This window comes from Pseudomonas sp. COW5 (assembly GCF_026240005.1).
In the GTDB taxonomy this organism is placed as follows: Bacteria; Pseudomonadota; Gammaproteobacteria; order Pseudomonadales; family Pseudomonadaceae; genus Aquipseudomonas; species Aquipseudomonas kribbensis.
In genome coordinates this window covers 6,243,264-6,263,438 of record NZ_JAPHVP010000001.1, presented here as the reverse complement: position 1 = coordinate 6,263,438, position 20,175 = coordinate 6,243,264, and the positions used below count along the sequence as shown (strand labels likewise).

At 61.6% G+C, this 20,175-nt stretch carries 20 protein-coding genes; 12 read left to right on the top strand and 8 right to left on the bottom strand.

The window, feature by feature from the left end; genetic code table 11:
* From OQ248_RS28345 to gloB, 4 genes are all read right to left on the bottom strand, one after another.
* Entirely contained in the window at positions 1-1,842 is a 1,842-nt protein-coding gene (locus OQ248_RS28345; RefSeq protein WP_265814933.1) for an extracellular solute-binding protein, read from the bottom strand.
* The gene (locus tag OQ248_RS28340; RefSeq protein WP_265814931.1) at positions 1,839-3,671 is read right to left on the bottom strand and encodes an extracellular solute-binding protein; all 1,833 of its coding nucleotides are present in this window, start codon (positions 3,669-3,671) and stop codon (positions 1,839-1,841) included. The genes OQ248_RS28345 and OQ248_RS28340 overlap by 4 nt, the downstream gene beginning before the upstream one ends.
* A 165-nt stretch (positions 3,672-3,836) precedes the next feature.
* The gene (locus OQ248_RS28335; RefSeq protein WP_119426587.1) at positions 3,837-5,303 is read right to left on the bottom strand and encodes a transglycosylase SLT domain-containing protein; all 1,467 of its coding nucleotides are present in this window, start codon (positions 5,301-5,303) and stop codon (positions 3,837-3,839) included.
* 99 nt (positions 5,304-5,402) lie between these two features.
* Positions 5,403-6,170 carry a hydroxyacylglutathione hydrolase gene (gene gloB, locus OQ248_RS28330; protein ID WP_265814930.1) on the bottom strand — a complete coding sequence of 256 codons (768 nt, stop codon included), beginning with the start codon at positions 6,168-6,170 and terminating at the stop codon, positions 5,403-5,405.
* A 65-nt stretch (positions 6,171-6,235) separates the two neighbouring features.
* On the opposite strand from gloB, the gene OQ248_RS28325 reads away from it, so the two are divergent.
* Both OQ248_RS28325 and rnhA read left to right on the top strand, forming a co-directional pair.
* Positions 6,236-6,994 carry a methyltransferase domain-containing protein gene (locus OQ248_RS28325; RefSeq protein WP_085708596.1) on the top strand — a complete coding sequence of 253 codons (759 nt, stop codon included), beginning with the start codon at positions 6,236-6,238 and terminating at the stop codon, positions 6,992-6,994.
* Between the two features lie 90 nt (positions 6,995-7,084).
* Entirely contained in the window at positions 7,085-7,546 is a 462-nt protein-coding gene (gene rnhA, locus OQ248_RS28320) for a ribonuclease HI (protein WP_039770807.1), read from the top strand.
* Here rnhA and OQ248_RS28315 read toward each other — a convergent pair whose 3' ends face one another.
* The gene (locus tag OQ248_RS28315) at positions 7,547-7,852 is read right to left on the bottom strand and encodes a DUF2388 domain-containing protein (protein ID WP_265814928.1); all 306 of its coding nucleotides are present in this window, start codon (positions 7,850-7,852) and stop codon (positions 7,547-7,549) included. It abuts the gene before it with no gap.
* A gap of 189 nt (positions 7,853-8,041) precedes the next feature.
* On the opposite strand from OQ248_RS28315, the gene dnaQ reads away from it, so the two are divergent.
* From dnaQ to OQ248_RS28300, 3 genes are all read left to right on the top strand, one after another.
* On the top strand, positions 8,042-8,800 hold the full coding sequence (gene dnaQ / locus OQ248_RS28310; RefSeq protein ID WP_085708594.1) for a DNA polymerase III subunit epsilon: 759 nt from the start codon (positions 8,042-8,044) through the stop codon (positions 8,798-8,800).
* 154 nt (positions 8,801-8,954) lie between these two features.
* Complete coding sequence (locus OQ248_RS28305; protein ID WP_265814927.1) at positions 8,955-11,210, top strand: Orn/Lys/Arg decarboxylase N-terminal domain-containing protein; 2,256 nt, start codon at positions 8,955-8,957, stop codon at positions 11,208-11,210.
* 14 nt (positions 11,211-11,224) lie between these two features.
* Complete coding sequence (locus tag OQ248_RS28300) at positions 11,225-11,839, top strand: GNAT family N-acetyltransferase (RefSeq protein WP_265814925.1); 615 nt, start codon at positions 11,225-11,227, stop codon at positions 11,837-11,839.
* Here the strand turns inward: OQ248_RS28300 and OQ248_RS28295 are convergent.
* Both OQ248_RS28295 and OQ248_RS28290 read right to left on the bottom strand, forming a co-directional pair.
* A complete protein-coding gene (locus OQ248_RS28295; protein WP_119426590.1) occupies positions 11,805-12,698 on the bottom strand; it encodes a LysR family transcriptional regulator in 894 nt (297 codons plus the stop codon). The genes OQ248_RS28300 and OQ248_RS28295 overlap by 35 nt on opposite strands.
* A gap of 85 nt (positions 12,699-12,783) precedes the next feature.
* The gene (locus OQ248_RS28290; RefSeq protein WP_085708590.1) at positions 12,784-13,020 is read right to left on the bottom strand and encodes a hypothetical protein; all 237 of its coding nucleotides are present in this window, start codon (positions 13,018-13,020) and stop codon (positions 12,784-12,786) included.
* 185 nt (positions 13,021-13,205) lie between these two features.
* Here OQ248_RS28290 and OQ248_RS28285 point away from each other — a divergent pair, with 185 nt between their 5' ends.
* The gene (locus OQ248_RS28285) at positions 13,206-13,763 is read left to right on the top strand and encodes an NADPH-dependent FMN reductase (RefSeq protein ID WP_085708589.1); all 558 of its coding nucleotides are present in this window, start codon (positions 13,206-13,208) and stop codon (positions 13,761-13,763) included.
* A gap of 99 nt (positions 13,764-13,862) precedes the next feature.
* The gene (locus tag OQ248_RS28280; RefSeq protein ID WP_265814923.1) at positions 13,863-15,146 is read left to right on the top strand and encodes an arsenic transporter; all 1,284 of its coding nucleotides are present in this window, start codon (positions 13,863-13,865) and stop codon (positions 15,144-15,146) included.
* A 119-nt stretch (positions 15,147-15,265) separates the two neighbouring features.
* Here OQ248_RS28280 and OQ248_RS28275 read toward each other — a convergent pair whose 3' ends face one another.
* Positions 15,266-16,216, bottom strand: coding sequence for a DUF1853 family protein (locus OQ248_RS28275; protein WP_265814922.1), 951 nt, complete (start codon positions 16,214-16,216; stop codon positions 15,266-15,268).
* Positions 16,217-16,329: 113 nt separating this feature from the next.
* Here OQ248_RS28275 and OQ248_RS28270 point away from each other — a divergent pair, with 113 nt between their 5' ends.
* The 5 genes from OQ248_RS28270 to OQ248_RS28250 are packed head-to-tail and all read left to right on the top strand — an operon-like array spanning position 16,330 to position 20,174.
* Positions 16,330-17,220 (top strand): NAD(+) kinase, encoded by an 891-nt coding sequence (locus OQ248_RS28270; protein ID WP_011333623.1) that lies wholly within the window; start codon positions 16,330-16,332, stop codon positions 17,218-17,220.
* Positions 17,220-18,191 carry a metallophosphoesterase gene (locus OQ248_RS28265; RefSeq protein ID WP_085708586.1) on the top strand — a complete coding sequence of 324 codons (972 nt, stop codon included), beginning with the start codon at positions 17,220-17,222 and terminating at the stop codon, positions 18,189-18,191. The genes OQ248_RS28270 and OQ248_RS28265 overlap by 1 nt, the downstream gene beginning before the upstream one ends.
* A complete protein-coding gene (locus OQ248_RS28260) occupies positions 18,188-19,057 on the top strand; it encodes a rhomboid family intramembrane serine protease (protein ID WP_265814920.1) in 870 nt (289 codons plus the stop codon). Before OQ248_RS28265 ends, OQ248_RS28260 begins: the two co-directional genes overlap by 4 nt.
* A gap of 29 nt (positions 19,058-19,086) precedes the next feature.
* Positions 19,087-19,347: a DUF1315 family protein gene (locus OQ248_RS28255; RefSeq protein ID WP_085698878.1), complete on the top strand. Its 261-nt coding sequence runs from the start codon at positions 19,087-19,089 to the stop codon at positions 19,345-19,347.
* Positions 19,344-20,174 carry a DUF2797 domain-containing protein gene (locus tag OQ248_RS28250; RefSeq protein WP_265814917.1) on the top strand — a complete coding sequence of 277 codons (831 nt, stop codon included), beginning with the start codon at positions 19,344-19,346 and terminating at the stop codon, positions 20,172-20,174. Before OQ248_RS28255 ends, OQ248_RS28250 begins: the two co-directional genes overlap by 4 nt.
* Position 20,175: the final 1 nt, after the last annotated feature.

Sequence of the window (20,175 nt, the reverse complement as noted above, 5' to 3'; positions counted from 1 at the left end):
TTACTCCGTGCCCACAGGGTCGGCTTGCAATTGGGTTTGCACTTCTACCGCAGGTTTCGTGTCGGGCTTGACCCACCAGGTATTAATGCCGATGTCGTACTTGGGGGAGACTTTCGGGTGGCCTATGTGGTTCCAGTACGCCACGCGCCAGCTCTTGATGTGCCAGTTGGGGATCACGTAGTAACCCCATTGCAGCACGCGATCGAGGGCGCGGGCGTGGGCCACCAGGCTTTTGCGCGAGTCGGCGTTGATCAGGCTTTCGACCAGATGATCGACGATCGGGTCTTTCAGGCCCATGGAGTTGCGGCTGCTCGGCTTGTCGGCGGCGGCGCTCATCCAGAACTCCCGTTGTTCGTTACCCGGAGAGTTGGACTGCGGGAAGCTGCCGACGATCATGTCGAAGTCCCGCGAACGCACGCGGTTGACGTATTGCGAGACGTCGACGCGGCGGATCACCAGATCGATACCCAGGTCGGCGAGGTTGCGCTTGAACGGCAGCAGCACCCGTTCGAATTCGGTCTGGGCCAGCAGGAACTCGATGACCACCGGTTTGCCGGTGGTGTCGACCATTTTGTCGTCGACGATCTTCCAGCCGGCCTCTTGCAGCAGTTGATAGGCTTCGCGTTGCTGCAGGCGGATCATGCCGCTGGCATCGGTCTTGGGGTTTTCGAAGGCTTCGCTGAACACCTGCGCCGGGAGCTGGCGACGGAACGGATCGAGGATCGCCAGTTGATCGGCGTCCGGCAGGCCGGTGGCGGCCATTTCCGAGTTTTCGAAATAACTGCGAGTGCGCACGTAGGCGCTGTTGAACAGTTGCTTGTTGGTCCATTCGAAGTCGAGCAGCAGACCCAGTGCCTGGCGCACACGAACGTCCTGGAACACCGGGCGGCGCAAGTTGAAGACGAAACCCTGCATGCCGGTCGGGTTGCCGTTGGGGATCAGTTCCTTGACCAGTCGGCCCTCGGTGACGGCTGGAATGTTGTAGGCGTTGGCCCAGTTCTTCGCGGTCATTTCCAGCCAGTAGTCGAACTGGCCGGCCTTCAGGGCTTCCAGGGCGACGGTGTTGTCGCGGAAATAATCGGTGGTCATCACATCGAAATTGTAGAAACCGCGATTGACCGGCAGGTCCTTGCCCCAGTAATCCTTGACCCGCTCGTAACGTACCGAGCGCCCGGCCTTCACTTCGGCGACCCTGTACGGGCCGCTGCCCAGCGGGATTTCCAGATTGCCCTTGTTGAAATCGCGACTGGCCCACCAGTGTTTCGGCAGCACCGGCAACTGGCCGAGGATCAGCGGCAGCTCGCGATTGTTTTTGTACTTGAACTTGAACAGCACCGTGAGCGGGTCTTCGGCGACGGCCTCTTCGACGTCGCTGTAGTAACCGCGAAACATCGGCGAGCCTTCCTTGGTCAGGGTCTCGAAGCTGAACACCACGTCTTCGGCACGCACCGGGTGACCGTCGTGGAAACGCGCTTCGGGACGCAGGTAGAAGCGCACCCAGCTGTTGTCCGGGGCCTTTTCGATCTTGCCGGCGATCAGGCCGTATTCAGTGAACGGCTCGTCGAGGCTGTGCCGGGTCAGGGTGTCGTAGATCTGCCCGACATCGTCCGCCGGCACGCCTTTGCTGATGAACGGGTTGAGGCTGTCGAAGCCGCCGAAACCGGCCTGACGGAAAACCCCGCCCTTGGGCGCATTGGGGTCGACGTAATCGAAATGCTTGAAATCGGCGGGGTATTTCGGCGGCTCGTTGTACAGGGTTACGGCGTGTTGCGGGGCGGCGCAGGCCAGCCCGGCGAACAACAGGCCGCAAGCCTGCACGAGCAGGGTGCGAACGGCGTTCATTGACCTTTCTCCGAAGATTTCAGCCACCACGCGCTCAGGCCCAGGGTGTAGGGCGGCGTGGTGACGAAGGCGAACCGGTTGCGGTACGCCAGACGGTGATAATTGAGGTACCAGTTGGGAATGCTGTAGTGCTGCCAGAGCAGCACGCGGTCCAGCGCCTTGCCGGCGGCGACCTGTTCATCGCGGGTGCGGGCGGCGAGCAATTGCTCGAGCAGATGGTCGACCACCGGGTTGGCGATGCCCGCGTAATTCTTGCTGCCCTTGACCCCGACCTGGCTGGAGTGGAAGTACTGCCACTGTTCCAGCCCCGGGCTGAGGGTCTGGTTGAGGGTCATGAGGATCATGTCGAAGTCGAACTGATCCAGACGCTGTTTGTACTGGGCGCGATCCACCGTGCGCAGGCGCGCGTCGATGCCGATGCTGTTGAGGTTCTCGATGTACGGCTGGAGGATCCGCTCAAGGTTCGGGTTGACCAGCAGCAGTTCGAAACTCAGCGGTTGCCCGGCGGCGTTCTGCAGGCGCTGGCCGTTGAGCTTCCAGCCGGCCTCGGCCAGCAGCGCCAGGGCCTTGCGCATGGTTTCCCGGGGAATGCCGCGCCCGTCGGTCTTTGGCAGCGTGAACGGCTCGGTGAACAGCCGGGCCGGCAGTTGATCCTTGTAGGGCTTGAGCATCAGCCATTCGTGACCGACGGGCAGGCCGCTGGCACTGAATTCACTGTTCGGGTAATAGCTGGTGGTGCGCTGGTAGGCATCGCTGAACAGCGCGCGGTTGGTCCACTCGAAGTCGAACATCAGGCCCAGGGCTTCGCGGGTCTTGACGTCCGAGAAGGTGGCTCGCCGGGTGTTCATGAACAGGCCCTGGCTCTGGGTCGGGATCTGGTGCGGGATCTGCGCCTTGATCACCTCGCCACGGCGCACGGCCGGGAAGTTGTAGCCGTTGGCCCAGTTCTTCGCCTGATGCTCGATATAGATGTCGAACTCGCCGGCCTTGAACGCTTCGAAGGCCACATCGCTGTCGCGATAGAACTCGACTTCCATGCGATCGAAGTTGTACTTGCCGCGATTGACCGGCAAGTCCTTGCCCCAGTAATCCTTGACCCGTTCGAAAATCAGCTGCCGCCCCGGTGTCACCGAGGTGATGCGGTACGGCCCGCTGCCCAGCGGCGGCTCGAAGGTGGTGGCCTTGAAGTCGCGACCCTTCCAGTAATGCTGGGGCAGCACCGGCAACTCGCCCAGGCGCAGGATCAGCAGCGGATTGCCCGAGCGCTTCATGATGAAGCGAATGCGCTGCGGGTTGAGGATGTCGACCCGCGACACTTCCTGAAGCGCCGTGCGGTACAGCGGATGACCTTCCTTGAGCAGCGTCCGATAGGAGAACGCCACGTCGTAGGCGGTGATCGGCGTGCCATCGTGGAAGCGCGCTTCCGGGCGCAGATTGAACACCACCCAGCTGCGGTCTTCGCTGTATTCCACCGATTGCGCGATCAGGCCATAACTGGAGGCCGGCTCATCGCCGGATGGCGAATACTGACCGGTGCCGACCATCAGCGGCTCGTTCAGCTCGTTGATGCCGTACTGCAGGAAATTCGGGGTGGTGACCGGGCTGGTGCCCTTGAAGGTGTAAGGATTGAGCGTATCGAAGGTGCCAAACGCCATCACCCGCAACGTACCGCCCTTGGGCGCTTGCGGGTTGACCCAGTCGAAGTGGGTAAATCTGGCCGGGTACTTAAGCGTGCCGAACTGCGCATAACCGTGACTTTCGGTGATCGTGGCGCTGACGGGGGAGCTCAAGGCCAGGCTGATCAGGAGCAGGAGGAGGGGACGCTTCAAGTCAGATCCGATCCAGGCGGCTTGGGCTTTGTGGGCCGTACAGTAACAGCTTGTATGGACAGGAAAAAGACAGGGGCTTAATGCGCGGTTAATTGCGGCAGTGGCCTGCATTGCCAGCAAAAAATGACAGGCAAAAAAAAGCCCCTGAAATTCAGGGGCTCTTTGTCAGTGCGGCTGGTAGACCGTGAGCATCTGCCCAGGCTTGAGCGCCTTGCCGGCGCCCGGGTTCCAGCGCTTGAGATGTTGCATCTCGACGTTGAAACGCTTGGCAACAACATACAGCGTGTCGCCGCGCTGGACCTTGTACTGGGTCTGCTGCTTGCTGTCGTCCTTGGCTTTGGTCTTGCTGTTGGCCGCGATCACGGTGTTGATGCGTCCGCCGGTCTTGCCGGCCGGGGTGCGTTTGCTGGTGTCCTGCATGACCAGGGTCTGGCCGACCTTGAGGTTCTTGCCGGTCAGTTTGTTCCAGCGTTGCAGGTCCTTGACGTCGACCTTGTTGGCCTTGGCGATGGAGCCGAGGTTGTCGCCGCGCTTGACCCGGTAGGCACGCTTGAGCTTCGCGACTTCGGTCGGGTCGGCGCCTTCGAAGACCGGCTTCAGCGAACGAGGGCTGATCAGCTCTTCAGGACGCATGGTCTGCAGGCTGGCGGTCAGCAACTGAGCCTTCGACGTCGGCACCAGCAGGTGCTGCGGGCCGTCGATGGTGGTGCGCTGCTTGAACGCCGGGTTGAGCTGGAACAGCTCGTCTTCGTCGATGTTGGCCACGGCGGCGACCTTGGACAGGTCCATGCGCTGGTTGATTTCGACGACCTGGAAGTAAGGTTCGTTGGCGATCGGGTTGAGGTTGACCCCGTAGGCTTCCGGCGACAGCACCACTTGCGACAGTGCCAGCAGTTTCGGCACGTACGCCTGGGTTTCTGCCGGTAGCGGCAGGTTCCAGTAGTCGGTCGGCAGGCCGAGCTTTTCGTTGCGTTCGATGGCGCGGCTGACCGTGCCTTCGCCGGCGTTGTAGGCTGCCAGGGCCAGCAGCCAGTCGCCGTTGAACATGTCGTGCAAGCGGGTCAGGTAGTCCATCGCTGCCGTGGTCGAGGCGGTGATGTCGCGACGGCCATCGTAGAAACGGGTCTGGCGCAGGTTGTAGTAACGCCCGGTGGAAGGGATGAATTGCCAGAGCCCCACCGCGTCGGCCCGGGAATAGGCCATCGGGTTGTAGGCGCTTTCAATCACTGGCAGCAGGGCCAGTTCCAGCGGCATGTTGCGTTCTTCGAGGCGCTCGACGATGTAATGAATGTAGAGGCTGCCGCGCTCGCCGGCGTTCTCGAGAAAGGAAGGGTTACTGGCGAACCACAGGCGCTGTTGCTCGATGCGCGGGTTTACGCCCAGGCCTTCCTGAAGCTGAAAACCACCGCGCATACGTTCCCAGATGTCCTGGGGCACCTGCGGGCTGGGCTTCTCGGACAACCAGATCGGCTTCTGCTTGGCTCGCGCAGCAATGTTCGGCGTATGGGTCGCTTCAGTCTGCGGAGCATGGCTGGAACAGCCCGCCAGCGTGGCGGACACAGCCACCGCGATGGCTTGCGCCAGGCGGGTCAATGCGTCTGAATTGACGGACTTACGTATGGATGACGACATTGGCTGGAAGTAAGTTCCGGGCAAAAATGTCGGGCGATTCTAGAAAGCGCACCCCCTGCGGTCAACCATTCAGCGTTTTTGTACCAAGTAGTGAACGCCTTAGAACTTATCTTTCCAAGCCCGCAGAGCCGCAAAAACCTCACTCGGCGCCCGGTTTTGAGCGCCATTCCGTTCGTCCACTTTTTGTGTAACTAATGTTTCACTGGTACGCAGAAACGGGTTTGTGAGCTTTTCCAGGGCAATGGTAGAGGGCAGGGTCATGACCCCGTTTTGCCGTTGCTGGCTGACTTTTTCCAGACGGGCGGCAATGTCCGGGTTGCCCGGCTCCACCGCAGCGGCGAATTTGAGGTTGCTCAGGGTGTATTCGTGGGTGCAGTAGACCAGCGTGTCTTCCGGCAGGGCTGCCAGACGACCGAGGGAGTGGTGCATCTGCTCCGGCGTGCCTTCGAACAACCGGCCGCAACCGGCGGCGAACAGGGTGTCGCCACAGAACAGCAGGCCGTGGTGGTAATAGGCGATGTGCCCCAGGGTGTGGCCGGGAACGGCGTAGACATCGAAATCCCAGCCGAGCACGCGAACCTGATCGTTGTCCTTGAGCGCGACGTCGCGTCCCGGAATGCTTTCGCTGGCCGGACCGTAGACAGTCGCGCCCGTAGCCTTTTTAAGCGTCTCGACACCGCCGACATGATCATGGTGATGATGAGTGATCAGAATATCGCCCAGCACCCAGCCTGGATGCGCGGCAAGCCACGCCTGCACGGGGGCGGCATCTCCCGGATCGACCACCGCGCAACGCTGGGTGGCATGATCCTGTAACAACCAGATGTAGTTGTCGGTGAAGGCGGGCAGGGCACTGATCTGTATCATCTTCGGATTCGCCAAGCGGGTAACATTGGCGCATCTTAGAGGTTCCTGGCGTGTTGGAGAATGCAATGATTGATAAAGCGTTCGCTCAGGCCGATCCTGACTGGCTGGCCCTGATCGGGGCGGCCCGTGAATGGCTGTCCGGTCCCCTCGGGCAATTTCTGCTGGACGAAGAGCGGCGCATGCTCGAAGACGAGCTCGGCCGGTTCTTCGGCGGCTATCTGGTGCATTACGGCCCTTCTGCGGAAACACCGCCGTCGGCGCCGCAGGTGCAGCGCAACGTGCGGCTCGGTGCGCCATTGCCCGGCGTGGAGATCGTCTGCGAAGAGCAGGCCTGGCCGTTGAGCGAGCACGCCGCCGACGTGGTGGTGTTGCAGCACGGTCTGGATTTCTGCCTGTCGCCCCACGGCCTCCTGCGTGAAGCGGCGAGCAGCGTGCGCCCCGGCGGGCATCTGCTGATTGTCGGCATCAATCCCTGGAGCACCTGGGGTCTGCGTCATGTGTTCGCTCACGATGCGCTGCATCAGGCGCGCTGCATCTCGCCGTCGCGGGTCGCCGACTGGCTCAACCTGCTGGGCTTCGCGCTGGAGAAACGCCGCTTCGGGTGCTATCGTCCGCCGCTCGCGTCACCCAAGTGGCAGGCCCGTCTGGCCGGCTGGGAACGCAAGGCCGGCGACTGGCAACTGGCGGGCGGCGGTTTCTATCTGTTGGTCGCGCGCAAGATCGTGGTCGGCCTGCGTCCGGTGCGCCAGGAACGCCGCGAGCCGATGGGCAAGCTGATTCCGCTGCCGATGGCCAAGGTCAATCGTCGCCGCATCGAACCGTAAACCTTCTTTTATTGTGGCCGGGTGTGTCCCGGCCCGGGCCGTTGTCGATCCGTGATCGGCGAGGCCAGGCATTTTTCTGGATAGATTGGCATGAGCGAAAGCGTCGATAGCGTAGAACTGTTCACTGACGGCGCCTGCAAGGGCAACCCCGGCCCGGGCGGCTGGGGCGCCTTGCTGGTGTGCAAGGGCGTCGAAAAGGAGCTGTGGGGCGGCGAAGCCAACACCACCAACAACCGCATGGAGCTGCTCGGCGCGATTCGCGGCCTCGAAGCCCTCAAGCGTCCTTGCGAAGTGCTGCTGGTAACCGACTCGCAATACGTGATGAAAGGCATCAACGAGTGGATGGCCAACTGGAAGAAACGCGGCTGGAAAACTGCGGCCAAGGAGCCGGTCAAGAACGCCGACCTGTGGAAAGAGCTGGACGAGCAGGTCAACCGCCACAAGGTCACCTGGAAATGGGTGCGCGGCCACATCGGCCACCACGGCAACGAACGGGCCGACCAGTTGGCCAACCGTGGGGTGGATGAAGTGCGCGGCTACAAGCAGGACTGATCAGAGCATCAGAATGGCTTTGGCCAACTGCTGGTCGGTGGCGGACAGTTCCGGCAGCAGGCTGCGAATCCGCTTGAACGCCGCTTCCATCTGCGCACCACGAATGTCTCCGTCGCTGGCCACGAAGGCCGCCGCATCGTCCTTGGCGGCCAGCACGATCTTGTCGTCCTTGAACGAGCCGCTGGTGCCTTTGCTGGAGCTGAGCGTCAGGCTCAGGGTGATGTCGGTGCTGATGACAAAACTGGTGGCGTGCGCTTCAGCCGTCAGCAGGCAGGCTCCAAGCAATAAAACGTATGCAGTCTTCATGACGTGCTCAAATCCACTGGGAAACAGGCCGCGCACGCTAACAAGCCGGTTTGCCCCAGACTTTATGAACATTGCTAATGATTGTTAAAAACTGCATGAGCGCCGATCACCCGGCGGAGCGCGACGCGCACCAACAGCGTGTTAACATCGCCGCTTTTGCACGATTGACCCGTTGAGAGCTGAACACTGATGGCCACCAGATCCGTTGTACTCGATACCGAAACCACCGGCATGCCGGTGACCGATGGTCACCGGATCATTGAAATCGGTTGCGTCGAGCTGATCGGTCGGCGCCTGACAGGCCGGCACTTTCACGTCTACCTGCAACCGGACCGCGAAAGTGACGAAGGCGCGATCGGCGTCCACGGTATCACTAACGAATTTCTGGTCGGCAAACCGCGTTTTGCCGAAGTGGCCGACGAGTTCTTCGAGTTCATCAACGGCGCGCAACTGATCATCCATAACGCGGCGTTCGACGTTGGCTTCATCAACAACGAATTCGCCCTGATGGGCCAGCAGGATCGCGCTGACATCACGCAGCACTGCACGATCCTCGACACCCTGATGATGGCCCGGGAACGTCACCCGGGGCAGCGCAACAGCCTCGATGCCTTGTGCAAACGCTACGGCGTCGACAACTCCGGCCGTGAACTGCACGGCGCATTGCTCGACTCGGAGATTCTCGCCGACGTCTACCTGACCATGACCGGTGGCCAGACCAGCCTCTCGCTGGCCGGCAACGCTTCCGACGGTAATGGCACGGGCGAGGGCGCGGACAACTCCGCCACTGAAATCCGTCGTCTGCCGGCGGATCGCAAGCCGGGGCGGATCATTCGCGCCACCGAAGCCGAACTGGCCGAGCACCAGGTGCGTCTGGAAATCATCGCCAAATCCGCTGGCGCGCCGGCGCTGTGGACTCAGCTGCTGGAAGCCGAAGCCCAGGCTTGAAGATAAAAGGATCGTCCGAAGGCGCTGGCCGCGTCCGGACGATCCTTTGTTTTTGGCAGTACTGACAACTGGCCACCCTCGCCACATCCGCTCCGACCCTCTACCCTGAGGACATTGGCAGATCACTCTCCGCCGCCTCAGGACACTGAGTCTCATGTACAAAGATCTGAAGTTCCCGGTGTTGATTGTCCACCGCGACATCAAGGCCGACACGGTTGCCGGCGAACGCATTCGCGGCATCGCACGTGAGCTTGAGCAGGAAGGTTTCAGCATCGTTTCGGCCACGGACTACACCGAGGGCCGGCTGGTGGCGTCGACCCACCATGGTCTGGCGTGCATGTTGATTGCCGCTGAAGACGCCAGCACCAATTCCCATTTGTTACAGAACATGGCCGAACTGATCGGTCTGGCCCGGGTGCGGGCGCCGGATCTGCCGATCTTCGCCCTCGGCGAGCAGGTCACCCTGGAAAACGCCCCGGCCGATGCCATGGCCGAACTGAATCAGTTGCGCGGCATTCTGTACTTGTTCGAAGACACCGTGCCGTTTCTGGCCCGGCAGGTGGCACGGGCGGCGCGCAAGTATCTGGACGGGTTGTTGCCGCCGTTCTTCAAGGCGCTAGTGCAGCACACCGCCGACTCCAACTATTCCTGGCACACCCCGGGACATGGCGGCGGGGTGGCTTATCACAAGAGCCCGGTGGGGCAGGCGTTTCACCAGTTCTTCGGGGAAAACACCCTGCGCTCGGACTTGTCGGTGTCGGTGCCGGAGCTGGGTTCGCTGCTCGATCACACCGGGCCGCTGGCCGAAGCAGAAGCGCGGGCGGCGCGCAATTTCGGCGCCGATCACACCTTTTTCGTGATCAATGGCACCTCGACGGCCAACAAGATCGTCTGGCATTCGATGGTCGGGCGCGATGATCTGGTGCTGGTGGATCGCAACTGCCACAAGTCGGTGTTGCACGCGATCATCATGACCGGGGCGATTCCGCTGTACCTGTGCCCGGAGCGCAACGAGCTGGGGATCATCGGCCCGATCCCGCTGAGTGAATTCAGCCGCGAATCGATCCAGGCCAAGATCGATGCGAGTCCGCTGACCAAGGGCCGCGAGCCGAAAGTCAAACTCGCGGTGGTCACCAATTCCACTTACGACGGCCTCTGCTACAACGCCGAACTGATCAAGCAGAGCCTGGGCAACAGCGTCGAAGTCCTGCATTTCGACGAAGCCTGGTACGCCTACGCGGCGTTTCACGAATTCTTTGCCGGCCGCTACGGCATGGCCACTTCGCGCAGTACCGACAGCCCGCTGGTGTTCACCACCCATTCCACCCATAAACTGCTGGCGGCGTTCAGTCAGGCTTCGATGATTCATGTGCAGGACGGCGGGGCGCGGCAACTGGATCGCGACCGGTTCAACGAAGCGTTCATGATGCATATCTCGACGTCGCCGCAATACAGCATCATCGCCTCGCTGGACGTGGCTTCGGCCATGATGGAAGGCCCGGCCGGGCGCTCGCTGTTGCAGGAAACCTTCGATGAAGCCCTGAGCTTTCGCCGGGCGCTGGCCAATCTTAGGCAACACATCGACGCCAATGACTGGTGGTTTTCGATCTGGCAGCCGCCGGGAGTCGAGGGCATTGACCGGGTGCAGACCGAAGACTGGCTGCTGAAGCCCGAGGCGGACTGGCATGGTTTCGGCGAGGTCAGCGACGACTACGTGCTGCTCGATCCGATCAAGGTCACCCTGGTGATGCCCGGCCTGACCGCTGGTGGAGCGCTGAGCGACAAGGGCATTCCGGCAGCGGTGGTCAGTCGTTTCCTCTGGGAACGCGGACTGGTGGTGGAAAAAACCGGGCTGTATTCGTTCCTGGTGCTGTTCTCCATGGGCATCACCAAGGGCAAGTGGAGCACGCTGTTGACCGAGCTTTTGGAGTTCAAGCGCAGCTACGACGCCAACGTCAGCCTCGACACCTGCCTGAAGTGTGTCGCCCAGGAAGATCCGGCGCGCTATCGCGGCATGGGTCTGCGCGACCTGTGCGATCAGCTTCATGCCTGCTATCGCAGCAACGCCACCGCCAGGCACCTCAAGCGCATGTACACCGTGCTGCCGGAAATCGCCATGAAACCGGCCCACGCTTACGATCAACTGGTGCGCGGCGAAGTCGAGGCGGTGCCGATCGATGAGCTGGAGGGGCGTGTCGCGGCGGTGATGCTGGTGCCTTATCCGCCGGGGATTCCGTTGATCATGCCCGGCGAACGCTTCACCGAATCTACCCGGTCGATCATCGATTACCTGAAGTTTGCCCGCACGTTCGATGCGAGTTTTCCGGGTTTCGTGGTCGATGTGCACGGACTGCAACACGAAGACGAGGGCAATGGACGGCACTACACCGTTGATTGCGTCAAGGAATGAGGGCGTTTCCCAGTATGCAACCGGTCATGAATCCAAAATACCCCGGGCTGTCGGTACGCGTCGCCGACGACGGCTTTGCCGCCTATATCTGGGGCAGTGATTTCAGTTTTGAGGTCGCCGCCTATGGCGCCGCCGAAATCGGCAAATCCGTCGCGCAGTGGGGCGTGACGCCCATCGTGCCGTACCGCAAGTGCTACGGCATCGACCCGGAAGAGTTCAGCAGTTTTCGCGATGCCGCCGACAGTGCGATTTTCATGGCGTATCTGGAAGACCAGCCGGTAGGGCATCTGGTGATCAGCACCAACTGGAACGGTTTTGCCCATATCGATGAACTGGCGGTGCATGCGCCGGCACGCCGTCATGGTGTGGCCAAGGCTTTGCTCGATGTTGCGCAGTTCTGGAGTCGCAAGAAAAAACTGCCGGGGATCATGCTCGAGACCCAGAACAACAACCTCGGCGCCTGTCGCTTGTATGAGCGCTGCGGTTATGTGATTGGTGGCATCGACCACCTGCGTTATCGCGGTATCGATCCGAACACCGCCGAGGTGGCGTTGTTCTGGTATCGATTGTTCGATAATCCGCTGGAAAACCCGATCAGCTCGCCAGCATCGCCTCGGCTTGTTCCGTAACGATACCCAGCAATGTCTGGACGGCCGATGTCGGCGGCGCGTGCTTGAAGGTCAGTGCATAGAGGCTGATCGGCACTGCCGGTGACAACGGACAAGTGTCGATCCCACTGGCCCGGGCACCCAGCGCGGTGAACGGGTCGACGATGGCCAGGCCTTCGCCGGCCTCGACCATGCTGCGCATCATCTGATGAGTCTGCACCCGGGTGTGGATGCTCGGTGCCGGGCGCAAGGCCTGGAGTTTGTGTTCCAGCGCCGGGCTCAGCGGGTCCTGACCTTCGAGGCCGACCATTGCCTGACCGGCCAGGTCTTGCAGCGAAATGTACTTCTGCTTCGGTTGCAGCCAGCCGTGGGGCGCGAGCAATTGCAGCTTGCCCTGGGCCAGCGGCTGGCAATGGATATCCGGATGTTCGGGATCGTGCAGGCTCAAACCCAGATCGCTCTCGCGCAGCAACAGACTGCGAACGATGTGGCGGGTGGGTTCACTGAGCAGCGTGCAGGGCACGTCCGGCAGGCGTCGGCGCAATGCGGCGAGACTTTGCGGCAACAGCTGCTGGGCCAGCGGCGGGGTGCCGATGATTCGAAGGGGTGGCGCGAGGTATTGCTTGAGACTGCTGGCCAGTCGTTGCACCGGTTCCAGCGCGTCATAGATGTGGGCGATTTCAACTTGCAGCGCACGGGCTTCGGCCGTGGCCTGAAGCCGTCCGCGCACACTGGCGAACAGCATGAAACCCAACTGACTCTCGGCTTCGCGCAGTCGCTCCTCGACATCGCCCGCCGGCAATTGCAGCCATTCGGCGGCGGTGCCCACGTGACCCGTCTGTAAAAGCGCCTGTATCACCTCGATATGACGTAAACGCATGCGTGAAGTCCATGTCCGGCCGTTGGGGTCAGTGGCTGAATCCTACCCCAACTCGGCGCGGATGACTTCTGCTCATAACAATCGGTTATGAAGCGACAGTCGGCTCGGGTTCGCGAATCAACGTGATGCCCGACTGAACCAGCAGGAATTCGTTGTCGTCGATTTTATTGACCCGATCGCCAATGGCCAGTTTGTAGGTGGTAACAGGCTCCATGCCGGTGAAACCGTCTGCCGACGGGTTGGATTCCTGGAACTCATGCACGGAATAAACGCGGCCTTCCGCATCTCTTGCATGGAACTGACCGACGAGTACTGCTGCCATCTGCTTAGAACCTCTGGAGATAAAACGCTTGATTTGCGGCTTGGTAGACCGTCATCGAGCTTGGTAAGTTTTCCTACAGGAAAAAAATAATCCGGACGCGGGAAATATCCCTCGTCGTCTGGTGGAATCGTCGCTGGATCATCTATAACTACAGGCTCCTCCCACGGACAGTCGAGAGTCTTCCCATGAGCAATGTCTATAACGTCGCGGTAGTGGTCGGCAGCCTGCGTAAAGCATCGATCAATCGCAAGGTCGCGCTGGCGCTGGCGGAACTGGCACCGGCCAACCTCAAGCTGAACATTGTGGAAATTGGCGATCTGCCACTCTATAACGAAGACATCGACGGCGATTCACCGCCGGCAGCCTACAGCACTTTTCGGCAAAAAGTGGGCTCATCCGACGCGGTGCTGTTTGTCACCCCGGAGTACAACCGCTCGGTACCGGCACCCTTGAAGAACGCAATTGACGTTGGTTCGCGGCCTTATGGCAAGAGTGTCTGGGGTGGCAAACCGGGCGCGGTGATCAGCGTTTCGCCGGGTGCCATCGGCGGCTTCGGCGCCAACCAGCATTTGCGCCAGTCCTTCGTTTTCCTCAACGTACCTTGCATGCAGCAGCCGGAAGCCTACCTGGGCGGCGCCGGTACGGCGTTCGATGAGTCGGGCAAGCTGAATGAGTCGGTCAAGCCGTTCCTGCAGAGCTTCATCAATGCCTATGGCGAGTGGGTCGCGCAGCACAAGAAGTGATCCACTGATTTTTCTGACAACATAACGAACCTGTGGGAGCTGGCTCCCACAGGTTTTTTTGTGGTCTGATTCTTTCCCTTTTATTGAAGGCTGTCGCGAATGCTCGCTGCGTCACTGATTTTCCTGCTGACCATTACCCTGGTGATCTGGCAACCCAAAGGCCTCGGGGTCGGCTGGAGTGCAACGCTCGGCGCCATTGTCGCGCTGCTTTTTGGCGTGGTGCACCTGAGTGATATTCCGCTGGTGTGGCAGATCATCTGGAACGCCACCGGCACTTTCGTGGCGCTGATCATCATCAGCCTGTTGCTCGACGAGGCGGGATTCTTTGCCTGGGCCGCGTTGCATGTGGCGCGATGGGGGCGGGGCAACGGGCGCAAGCTGTTCGCCTTCATGGTGTTGCTCGGTGCGCTGGTGTCGGCGTTGTTCGCCAACGACGGCGCGGCGCTGATCCTCACGCCGATCGTGATTTCCATGCTGCTGGCCCTGCGTTTTTCCCCGGCGGCGACCCTGGCGTTCGTCATGGGCGCCGGCTTCATTGCCGACACCGCGAGCCTGCCGCTGGTGGTGTCGAACCTGGTCAACATCGTTTCGGCCGACTTCTTTCACATCGGTTTCAATCGCTATGCGGCGGTGATGGTGCCGGTCAACTTTGTCAGCGTCGCGGCCACGCTGGCGGTGTTGTTGTGGTTCTTCCGCCGCGATATTCCGACAGCCTACGATCCTGAACAGTTGGAGCATCCGGAGACGGCGATCCACGACAAGGCCACGTTCTACGCCGGCTGGGCGGTGTTGCTGATTCTGCTGGTGGGCTGTTTTGCCCTTGAGCCGCTGGGGATTCCGATCAGCGCCATTTCGGCTGTTTGCGCGGCGTTGTTGCTGGGTATCGCTGCTCGCGGGCACAAGATTTCCACGCGCAAGGTGATGAAAGAAGCGCCGTGGCAGATCGTGATTTTCTCCCTGGGCATGTATTTGGTGGTCTACGGTCTGCGGAATGCCGGGCTGACGGGTCATCTGGCCGGTTGGCTGAATGCCTTTGCCGGGTATGGCGTGTGGGGCGCGGCCATGGGCACTGGCGTGCTGACGGCGCTGTTGTCGTCGATCATGAACAATCTGCCCACGGTGCTGATCGGTTTGCTGTCGATCGATGCCAGTCAGGCGACCGGTGTGGTGAAAGAGGCGATGATCTACGCCAACGTGATCGGCAGCGACCTGGGGCCGAAGATCACCCCGATCGGCAGTCTGGCGACTCTGCTCTGGCTACATGTGCTGGAGCGCAAGGATATCCGGATCGGCTGGGGCTATTACTTCAAGGTCGGGATTGTGCTGACGGTGCCGGTTCTTTTGGTTACGTTGGCGGCACTCGCCGTGAGACTTTCCATTTAGACCGAGTCGGCCCCTTCGCGAGCAAGTCGAATCGTCGCACCGCCGCTCCCACATTTGAAATGCATTCCACTGTGGGAGCGAGCTTGCTCGCGAAGGGGCCGGATCAAACGGTACAAAAATCAGGATTGGCCGGGCACGTTCGGCCACAGATCCGAAACCAGAAACAGCCGCTCGGCTTCTTCCCATTCGCCCCGGGCATTCTCGGTCAGGCGCACCATCAACTGGGCCGGGGCCAGCGGTTCGAGCTCATCGAGCCAGGCGCGCAACTGCTCGTGGCTCCAGGCCTGATCCGCCGGGTAGTGCGCCGGCGCCAGCCACGCGTGGCGGGGCAGGGGTTGCCAGCGTCCGGCCGGGCGCTGGGCGACAAACGTCGGCCAGTCCTTTTGATGCAACCAGCTGCCGCGCAAATGCTGCGGATGGGCACCTCCCGGTGATTCGGACTGCCCGGGCCATGGATACAGCAGATAACCGCCCAGCCACAACTGCGCACTGAACGACTCGATATCCAGCGCCGCCAGGGCCTCACGGCTTTCCGGGCGGGCTGAAATCGGTAACTGGTGTTCGCTCAGATGGGCCAGTTTGCGGTCCAGGCGATCATGGCAGCCGGGGCCGAGCCACTGCGCCGGATCGCGGCCGTCACCGTTCTGCGGGCCGAGGTAGAGCTTGATCGCCAGTTCCAGGTGATGCACGCCGTCACGGTCGCGCAGCAGCATGTCGAGTTCGCCGAGGGTGTGGCCTTCGCGGCGGATGGGCAGGTTGGCGGCGATCAGTTCGATCCCCGGCGCATGCTCCACGGCAAACTGCCACAGCCGTTCGTAATACAGGCCCAGGCGCCGGGTGCGAGCCTGGGACAGCCATTGCAGCAGGCCGTAACTGTCACGGTCGAGCCGGTGCAGCCAGTGCGCCAGCCGTTCAGGGTCGTGCACCCAGTCGCTGCCGGCCAGCGGATGACGTTGCGGCCACGGCGTGGCGGCGAGCATCGGCGGGGCGAGGATCACCCACGCCAGATCGCGCACTTCCGGGTGGTGCAACTGATGGGGCAACTGGAGCAAATCGGGAAATAGGATCATCTTGCGAGCATAGCCTTAAACGCAGGCGCACTCTCGGGCTGAAAGGGTTTTGTCTATCCGGCGCTTTCGCCCATAATCGTCGTTTTCGCCGTCGCAGCCCCAGCAGGAGTCCCATGGAGCAATTTCGTAATATCGGCATCATCGGTCGCCTGGGCAGTTCCCAGGTGCTGGATACCGTCCGCCGACTGAAACGCTTTCTGCTCGATCGTCACCTGCATGTGATCCTCGAAGACACTATCGCCGAAGTCCTGCCCGGCCATGGCCTGCAAACCTCCTCGCGCAAGATGCTCGGCGAAGTCTGCGACATGGTCATCGTCGTCGGCGGTGACGGCAGCCTGCTCGGTGCGGCCCGGGCGCTGGCCAAGCACAACATTCCGGTGCTCGGGATCAACCGTGGCAGCCTCGGCTTTCTCACCGACATCCGCCCGGACGAGCTGGAAATCAAGGTCGCCGAAGTACTCGACGGCCACTATCTGGTGGAAAACCGCTTCCTGCTGCAGGCCGAAGTCCGCCGGCACGCCGAGGCCATCGGCCAGGGCGATGCGCTGAATGACGTGGTGCTGCACCCGGGCAAATCGACGCGGATGATCGAGTTCGAGCTGTACATCGACGGCCAGTTCGTCTGCAGCCAGAAGGCCGACGGCCTGATCGTCGCCACGCCGACCGGCTCCACCGCGTACGCATTGTCCGCCGGCGGCCCGATCATGCATCCCAAGCTCGACGCTATTGTGATTGTGCCGATGTACCCCCATACCTTGTCGGGTAGACCGATCGTGGTCGATGGCAACAGTGAGCTGAAAATCGTCGTGTCCAAAGATATGCAGATCTACCCGCAAGTCTCCTGCGACGGGCAGAACCACTTCACCTGCGCGCCGGGCGACACCATCACCGTCAGCAAGAAAGCGCAGAAGCTGCGGCTGATCCATCCGCTCGACCACAACTACTACGAGGTCTGCCGCACCAAACTCGGCTGGGGCAGCAAGCTGGGTGGTGGAGGCGACTGATGCTCGATCCCGCGCGCAGTTATGACCTGATCGGTGACGTGCACGGATGCGCCCTGACCCTGGAACACCTGCTGGACCGTCTCGGTTATCACAAGCAGGGCGGGGTCTGGCGGCATCCTTCGCGCATGGCCGTGTTCGTCGGCGACATCATCGACCGTGGCCCGCGGATCCGCGAGGCGCTGCATATCGTCCACGACATGGTCGAGGCCGGCCAGGCCTTGTGCATCATGGGCAACCACGAATTCAACGCCCTGGGCTGGAGCACACCGGCACCGCCCGGCAGCGGCAAGCAGTTCGTGCGCGAGCACACGCCGCGCCACGCCCGTTTGCTGCACGAAACCCTGACCCAGTTCGAAGACCATCCCGGTGACTGGCACGACTTCCAGCGCTGGTTCTATGAGTTGCCGCTGTTTGTCGACGCCGGACGCTTCCGGGTCGTGCATGCCTGCTGGGATGCCGGCCTGATCGAGCCGTTGCGCGCGCTGTTCCCCGATGGCTGCATCGATGAGCACTTCCTACAGGCTTCTGCCGTACCGGGCAGCTTTGCCTGCACGGTGTTCGATCGCCTGCTGCGCGGCACCGACATGCGCCTGCCGGATGGCCTGACCATGACCAGTGGCGATGGTCTGGTGCGCTCGTTCTTCCGCACCAAGTTCTGGGAAGACGATCCGCAGACCTACGGCGACATCGTGTTCCAGCCCGATGCACTGCCGGAACCGGTGGCGCAGAAGCCGCTGACCTCCAGCGAAAAGAATTCCCTGCTGCGCTACGGCGTCGATGAGCCGTTGCTGTTCGTCGGTCACTACTGGCGCAGCGGCAAACCGGCGCCGATCCGCCCGAACCTCGCGTGCCTGGATTACAGCGCCGTGCTCTACGGCAAACTGGTGGCTTATCGTCTGGATCAGGAAACCCGCCTGGATCCACATAAATTTGTCTGGGTCGATGTCGAGCGGCCGGAGGTGCTGCGATGAGCGCGGTAGCGGTATTGCGTCTGCCACTGGCGGCGGACCTGAGCGGTTTCGTCAAACTGCTGCAACGCATGCAGGTGCCACACCGCGTCAGCGAAGAGTCGGGCGAGCAGGTGTTGTGGGTGCCGTCGGAAATCAGCGAAGACGTGCGTTCTCTGTACGAACGCTTCCCGGCAGGTGATCCGGATCAGCAACTGGACATTCCGGTGGCGCCGACCATCAAGCGGCCGAGCTTCGCCGAGCAACTGAAACACGCCAAGGCCACCGGGTTCATCCTGTTGCTGAGCCTGCTGGTCGGCGGCCTGACGTATCTGGGCGACAACCTCGACACGATGCGCTGGCTGACCTTCCTCGATTTCCGCGTGGTCGGCGACTACATCCACTTCACCTCACTGGCCGACAGCCTGGCGGCAGGGCAGTGGTGGCGCCTGTTCACGCCGATGCTGATCCACTTCGGCATCCTGCACCTGGCCATGAACGGCATGTGGTACTGGGAACTGGGGCGGCGCATCGAGTCGCGCCAGGGCAGTATCAACCTGATCGGCCTCACGCTGCTGTTCAGCCTCGTTTCCAACTACGCACAGTTTGCCTGGAGCGGCCCGAGCCTGTTCGGCGGTCTGTCCGGCGTGCTTTACGGGCTGCTTGGCCACTGCTGGATCTTCCAGCTGCTGGCGCCGAACCCGGCCTATCGTCTACCCCGCGGCGTGCTGGTGATGATGCTGGTGTGGCTGCTGGTGTGCATGTCCGGGCTGATCTCGATGATCGGCTTCGGCCAGATCGCCAATGCCGCCCACGTCGGCGGGTTACTCATCGGATGCTTCACCGGTTTGTTGGGCGGTTTGTACAACCGCCGTAAACTGGCCGCCTGAATTTTTGAATAAAGAGCACGGAGACCCTGATGTCCTCTTTTAACGACCTGATCAAGAACATCACCCCGGATATCTACCAGAGCCTGAAACTGGCCGTGGAGATCGGCAAATGGTCCGACGGTGGCAAGCTCACCGCCGAACAGCGCGAGCTGTCGCTGCAGGCGATGATCGCCTGGGAAATCCAGAACCTGCCCGAAGAAGAGCGCACCGGTTACATGGGCCCGCAGGAGTGTGCGTCGAAGTCGATCGAAGTGCCGAACATCCTGTTCAAGTCGGACGCCATCCATTGATCGAGATTGGCCGCGGTGCAATCAGCAAAATGTCGGCGCGCCTGGACGGGCCGAACGTGCAATACGCGTTTCGTCTGGATGACGTCGAGGTGCCGGTCAACCCGTTGATCGGCACGACGGTGCGTCTGGAATACCTGGGGGCGATTCACTGCACCCATTGCGGACGCAAGACCAAGACCAGTTTCAGTCAGGGTTACTGCTACCCGTGCATGACCAAACTGGCCCAGTGCGATGTGTGCATCATGAGCCCGGAGCGCTGCCATTTCGACGCCGGCACCTGCCGGGAACCGGAGTGGGGCGAGAAGTTCTGCATGACCGACCATGTCGTCTACCTGGCCAATTCGTCGGGGATCAAGGTCGGCATCACTCGCGCCACCCAACTGCCGACCCGCTGGCTCGATCAGGGCGCCAGTCAGGCGTTGCCGATCATTCGCGTCGCCACGCGCCAGCAGTCCGGTTTCGTTGAAGACCTGTTCCGCAGTCAGGTGGCGGACAAGACCAACTGGCGCGCGCTGCTCAAGGGCGACGCAGCGGCGGTGGATCTGGCGCAGGTGCGCGATCAGCTGTTCGACAGCTGCGCCGAAGGTTTGCAGGGCTTGCAGGAGCGTTTCGGCCTGCAGGCGATTCAGCCGGTCACCGACGTCGAGCCGCTGGAAATCCGTTACCCGGTCGAGCAGTACCCGGCCAAGATCGTCAGCTTCAACCTGGACAAGAACCCGATTGCCGAAGGCACGCTGCTGGGGATCAAGGGTCAGTACCTGATCTTCGACACCGGCGTGATCAACATTCGCAAGTACACGGCCTATCAGCTCGCCGTGCATCAATAAG

Excerpts from the sequence above, each read along its gene's own strand:
- OQ248_RS28265 (WP_085708586.1), top strand. The coding sequence starts at position 17,220 with ATGCTCGATCCCGCGCGCAGTTATGACCTGATCGGTGACGTGCACGGA.
- OQ248_RS28280 (WP_265814923.1), top strand. The coding sequence starts at position 13,863 with ATGCTCGCTGCGTCACTGATTTTCCTGCTGACCATTACCCTGGTGATC.
- OQ248_RS28325 (WP_085708596.1), top strand. The coding sequence starts at position 6,236 with ATGATTGATAAAGCGTTCGCTCAGGCCGATCCTGACTGGCTGGCCCTG.
- OQ248_RS28335 (WP_119426587.1), bottom strand. The coding sequence starts at position 5,303 with ATGTCGTCATCCATACGTAAGTCCGTCAATTCAGACGCATTGACCCGC.
- OQ248_RS28255 (WP_085698878.1), top strand. The coding sequence starts at position 19,087 with ATGTCCTCTTTTAACGACCTGATCAAGAACATCACCCCGGATATCTAC.
- OQ248_RS28290 (WP_085708590.1), bottom strand. The coding sequence starts at position 13,020 with ATGGCAGCAGTACTCGTCGGTCAGTTCCATGCAAGAGATGCGGAAGGC.
- OQ248_RS28285 (WP_085708589.1), top strand. The coding sequence starts at position 13,206 with ATGAGCAATGTCTATAACGTCGCGGTAGTGGTCGGCAGCCTGCGTAAA.
- OQ248_RS28275 (WP_265814922.1), bottom strand. The coding sequence starts at position 16,216 with ATGATCCTATTTCCCGATTTGCTCCAGTTGCCCCATCAGTTGCACCAC.
- OQ248_RS28345 (WP_265814933.1), bottom strand. The coding sequence starts at position 1,842 with ATGAACGCCGTTCGCACCCTGCTCGTGCAGGCTTGCGGCCTGTTGTTC.
- dnaQ (WP_085708594.1), top strand. The coding sequence starts at position 8,042 with ATGGCCACCAGATCCGTTGTACTCGATACCGAAACCACCGGCATGCCG.
- OQ248_RS28315 (WP_265814928.1), bottom strand. The coding sequence starts at position 7,852 with ATGAAGACTGCATACGTTTTATTGCTTGGAGCCTGCCTGCTGACGGCT.
- gloB (WP_265814930.1), bottom strand. The coding sequence starts at position 6,170 with ATGATACAGATCAGTGCCCTGCCCGCCTTCACCGACAACTACATCTGG.
- OQ248_RS28295 (WP_119426590.1), bottom strand. The coding sequence starts at position 12,698 with ATGCGTTTACGTCATATCGAGGTGATACAGGCGCTTTTACAGACGGGT.
- OQ248_RS28260 (WP_265814920.1), top strand. The coding sequence starts at position 18,188 with ATGAGCGCGGTAGCGGTATTGCGTCTGCCACTGGCGGCGGACCTGAGC.
- OQ248_RS28305 (WP_265814927.1), top strand. The coding sequence starts at position 8,955 with ATGTACAAAGATCTGAAGTTCCCGGTGTTGATTGTCCACCGCGACATC.
- OQ248_RS28300 (WP_265814925.1), top strand. The coding sequence starts at position 11,225 with ATGCAACCGGTCATGAATCCAAAATACCCCGGGCTGTCGGTACGCGTC.
- rnhA (WP_039770807.1), top strand. The coding sequence starts at position 7,085 with ATGAGCGAAAGCGTCGATAGCGTAGAACTGTTCACTGACGGCGCCTGC.
- OQ248_RS28270 (WP_011333623.1), top strand. The coding sequence starts at position 16,330 with ATGGAGCAATTTCGTAATATCGGCATCATCGGTCGCCTGGGCAGTTCC.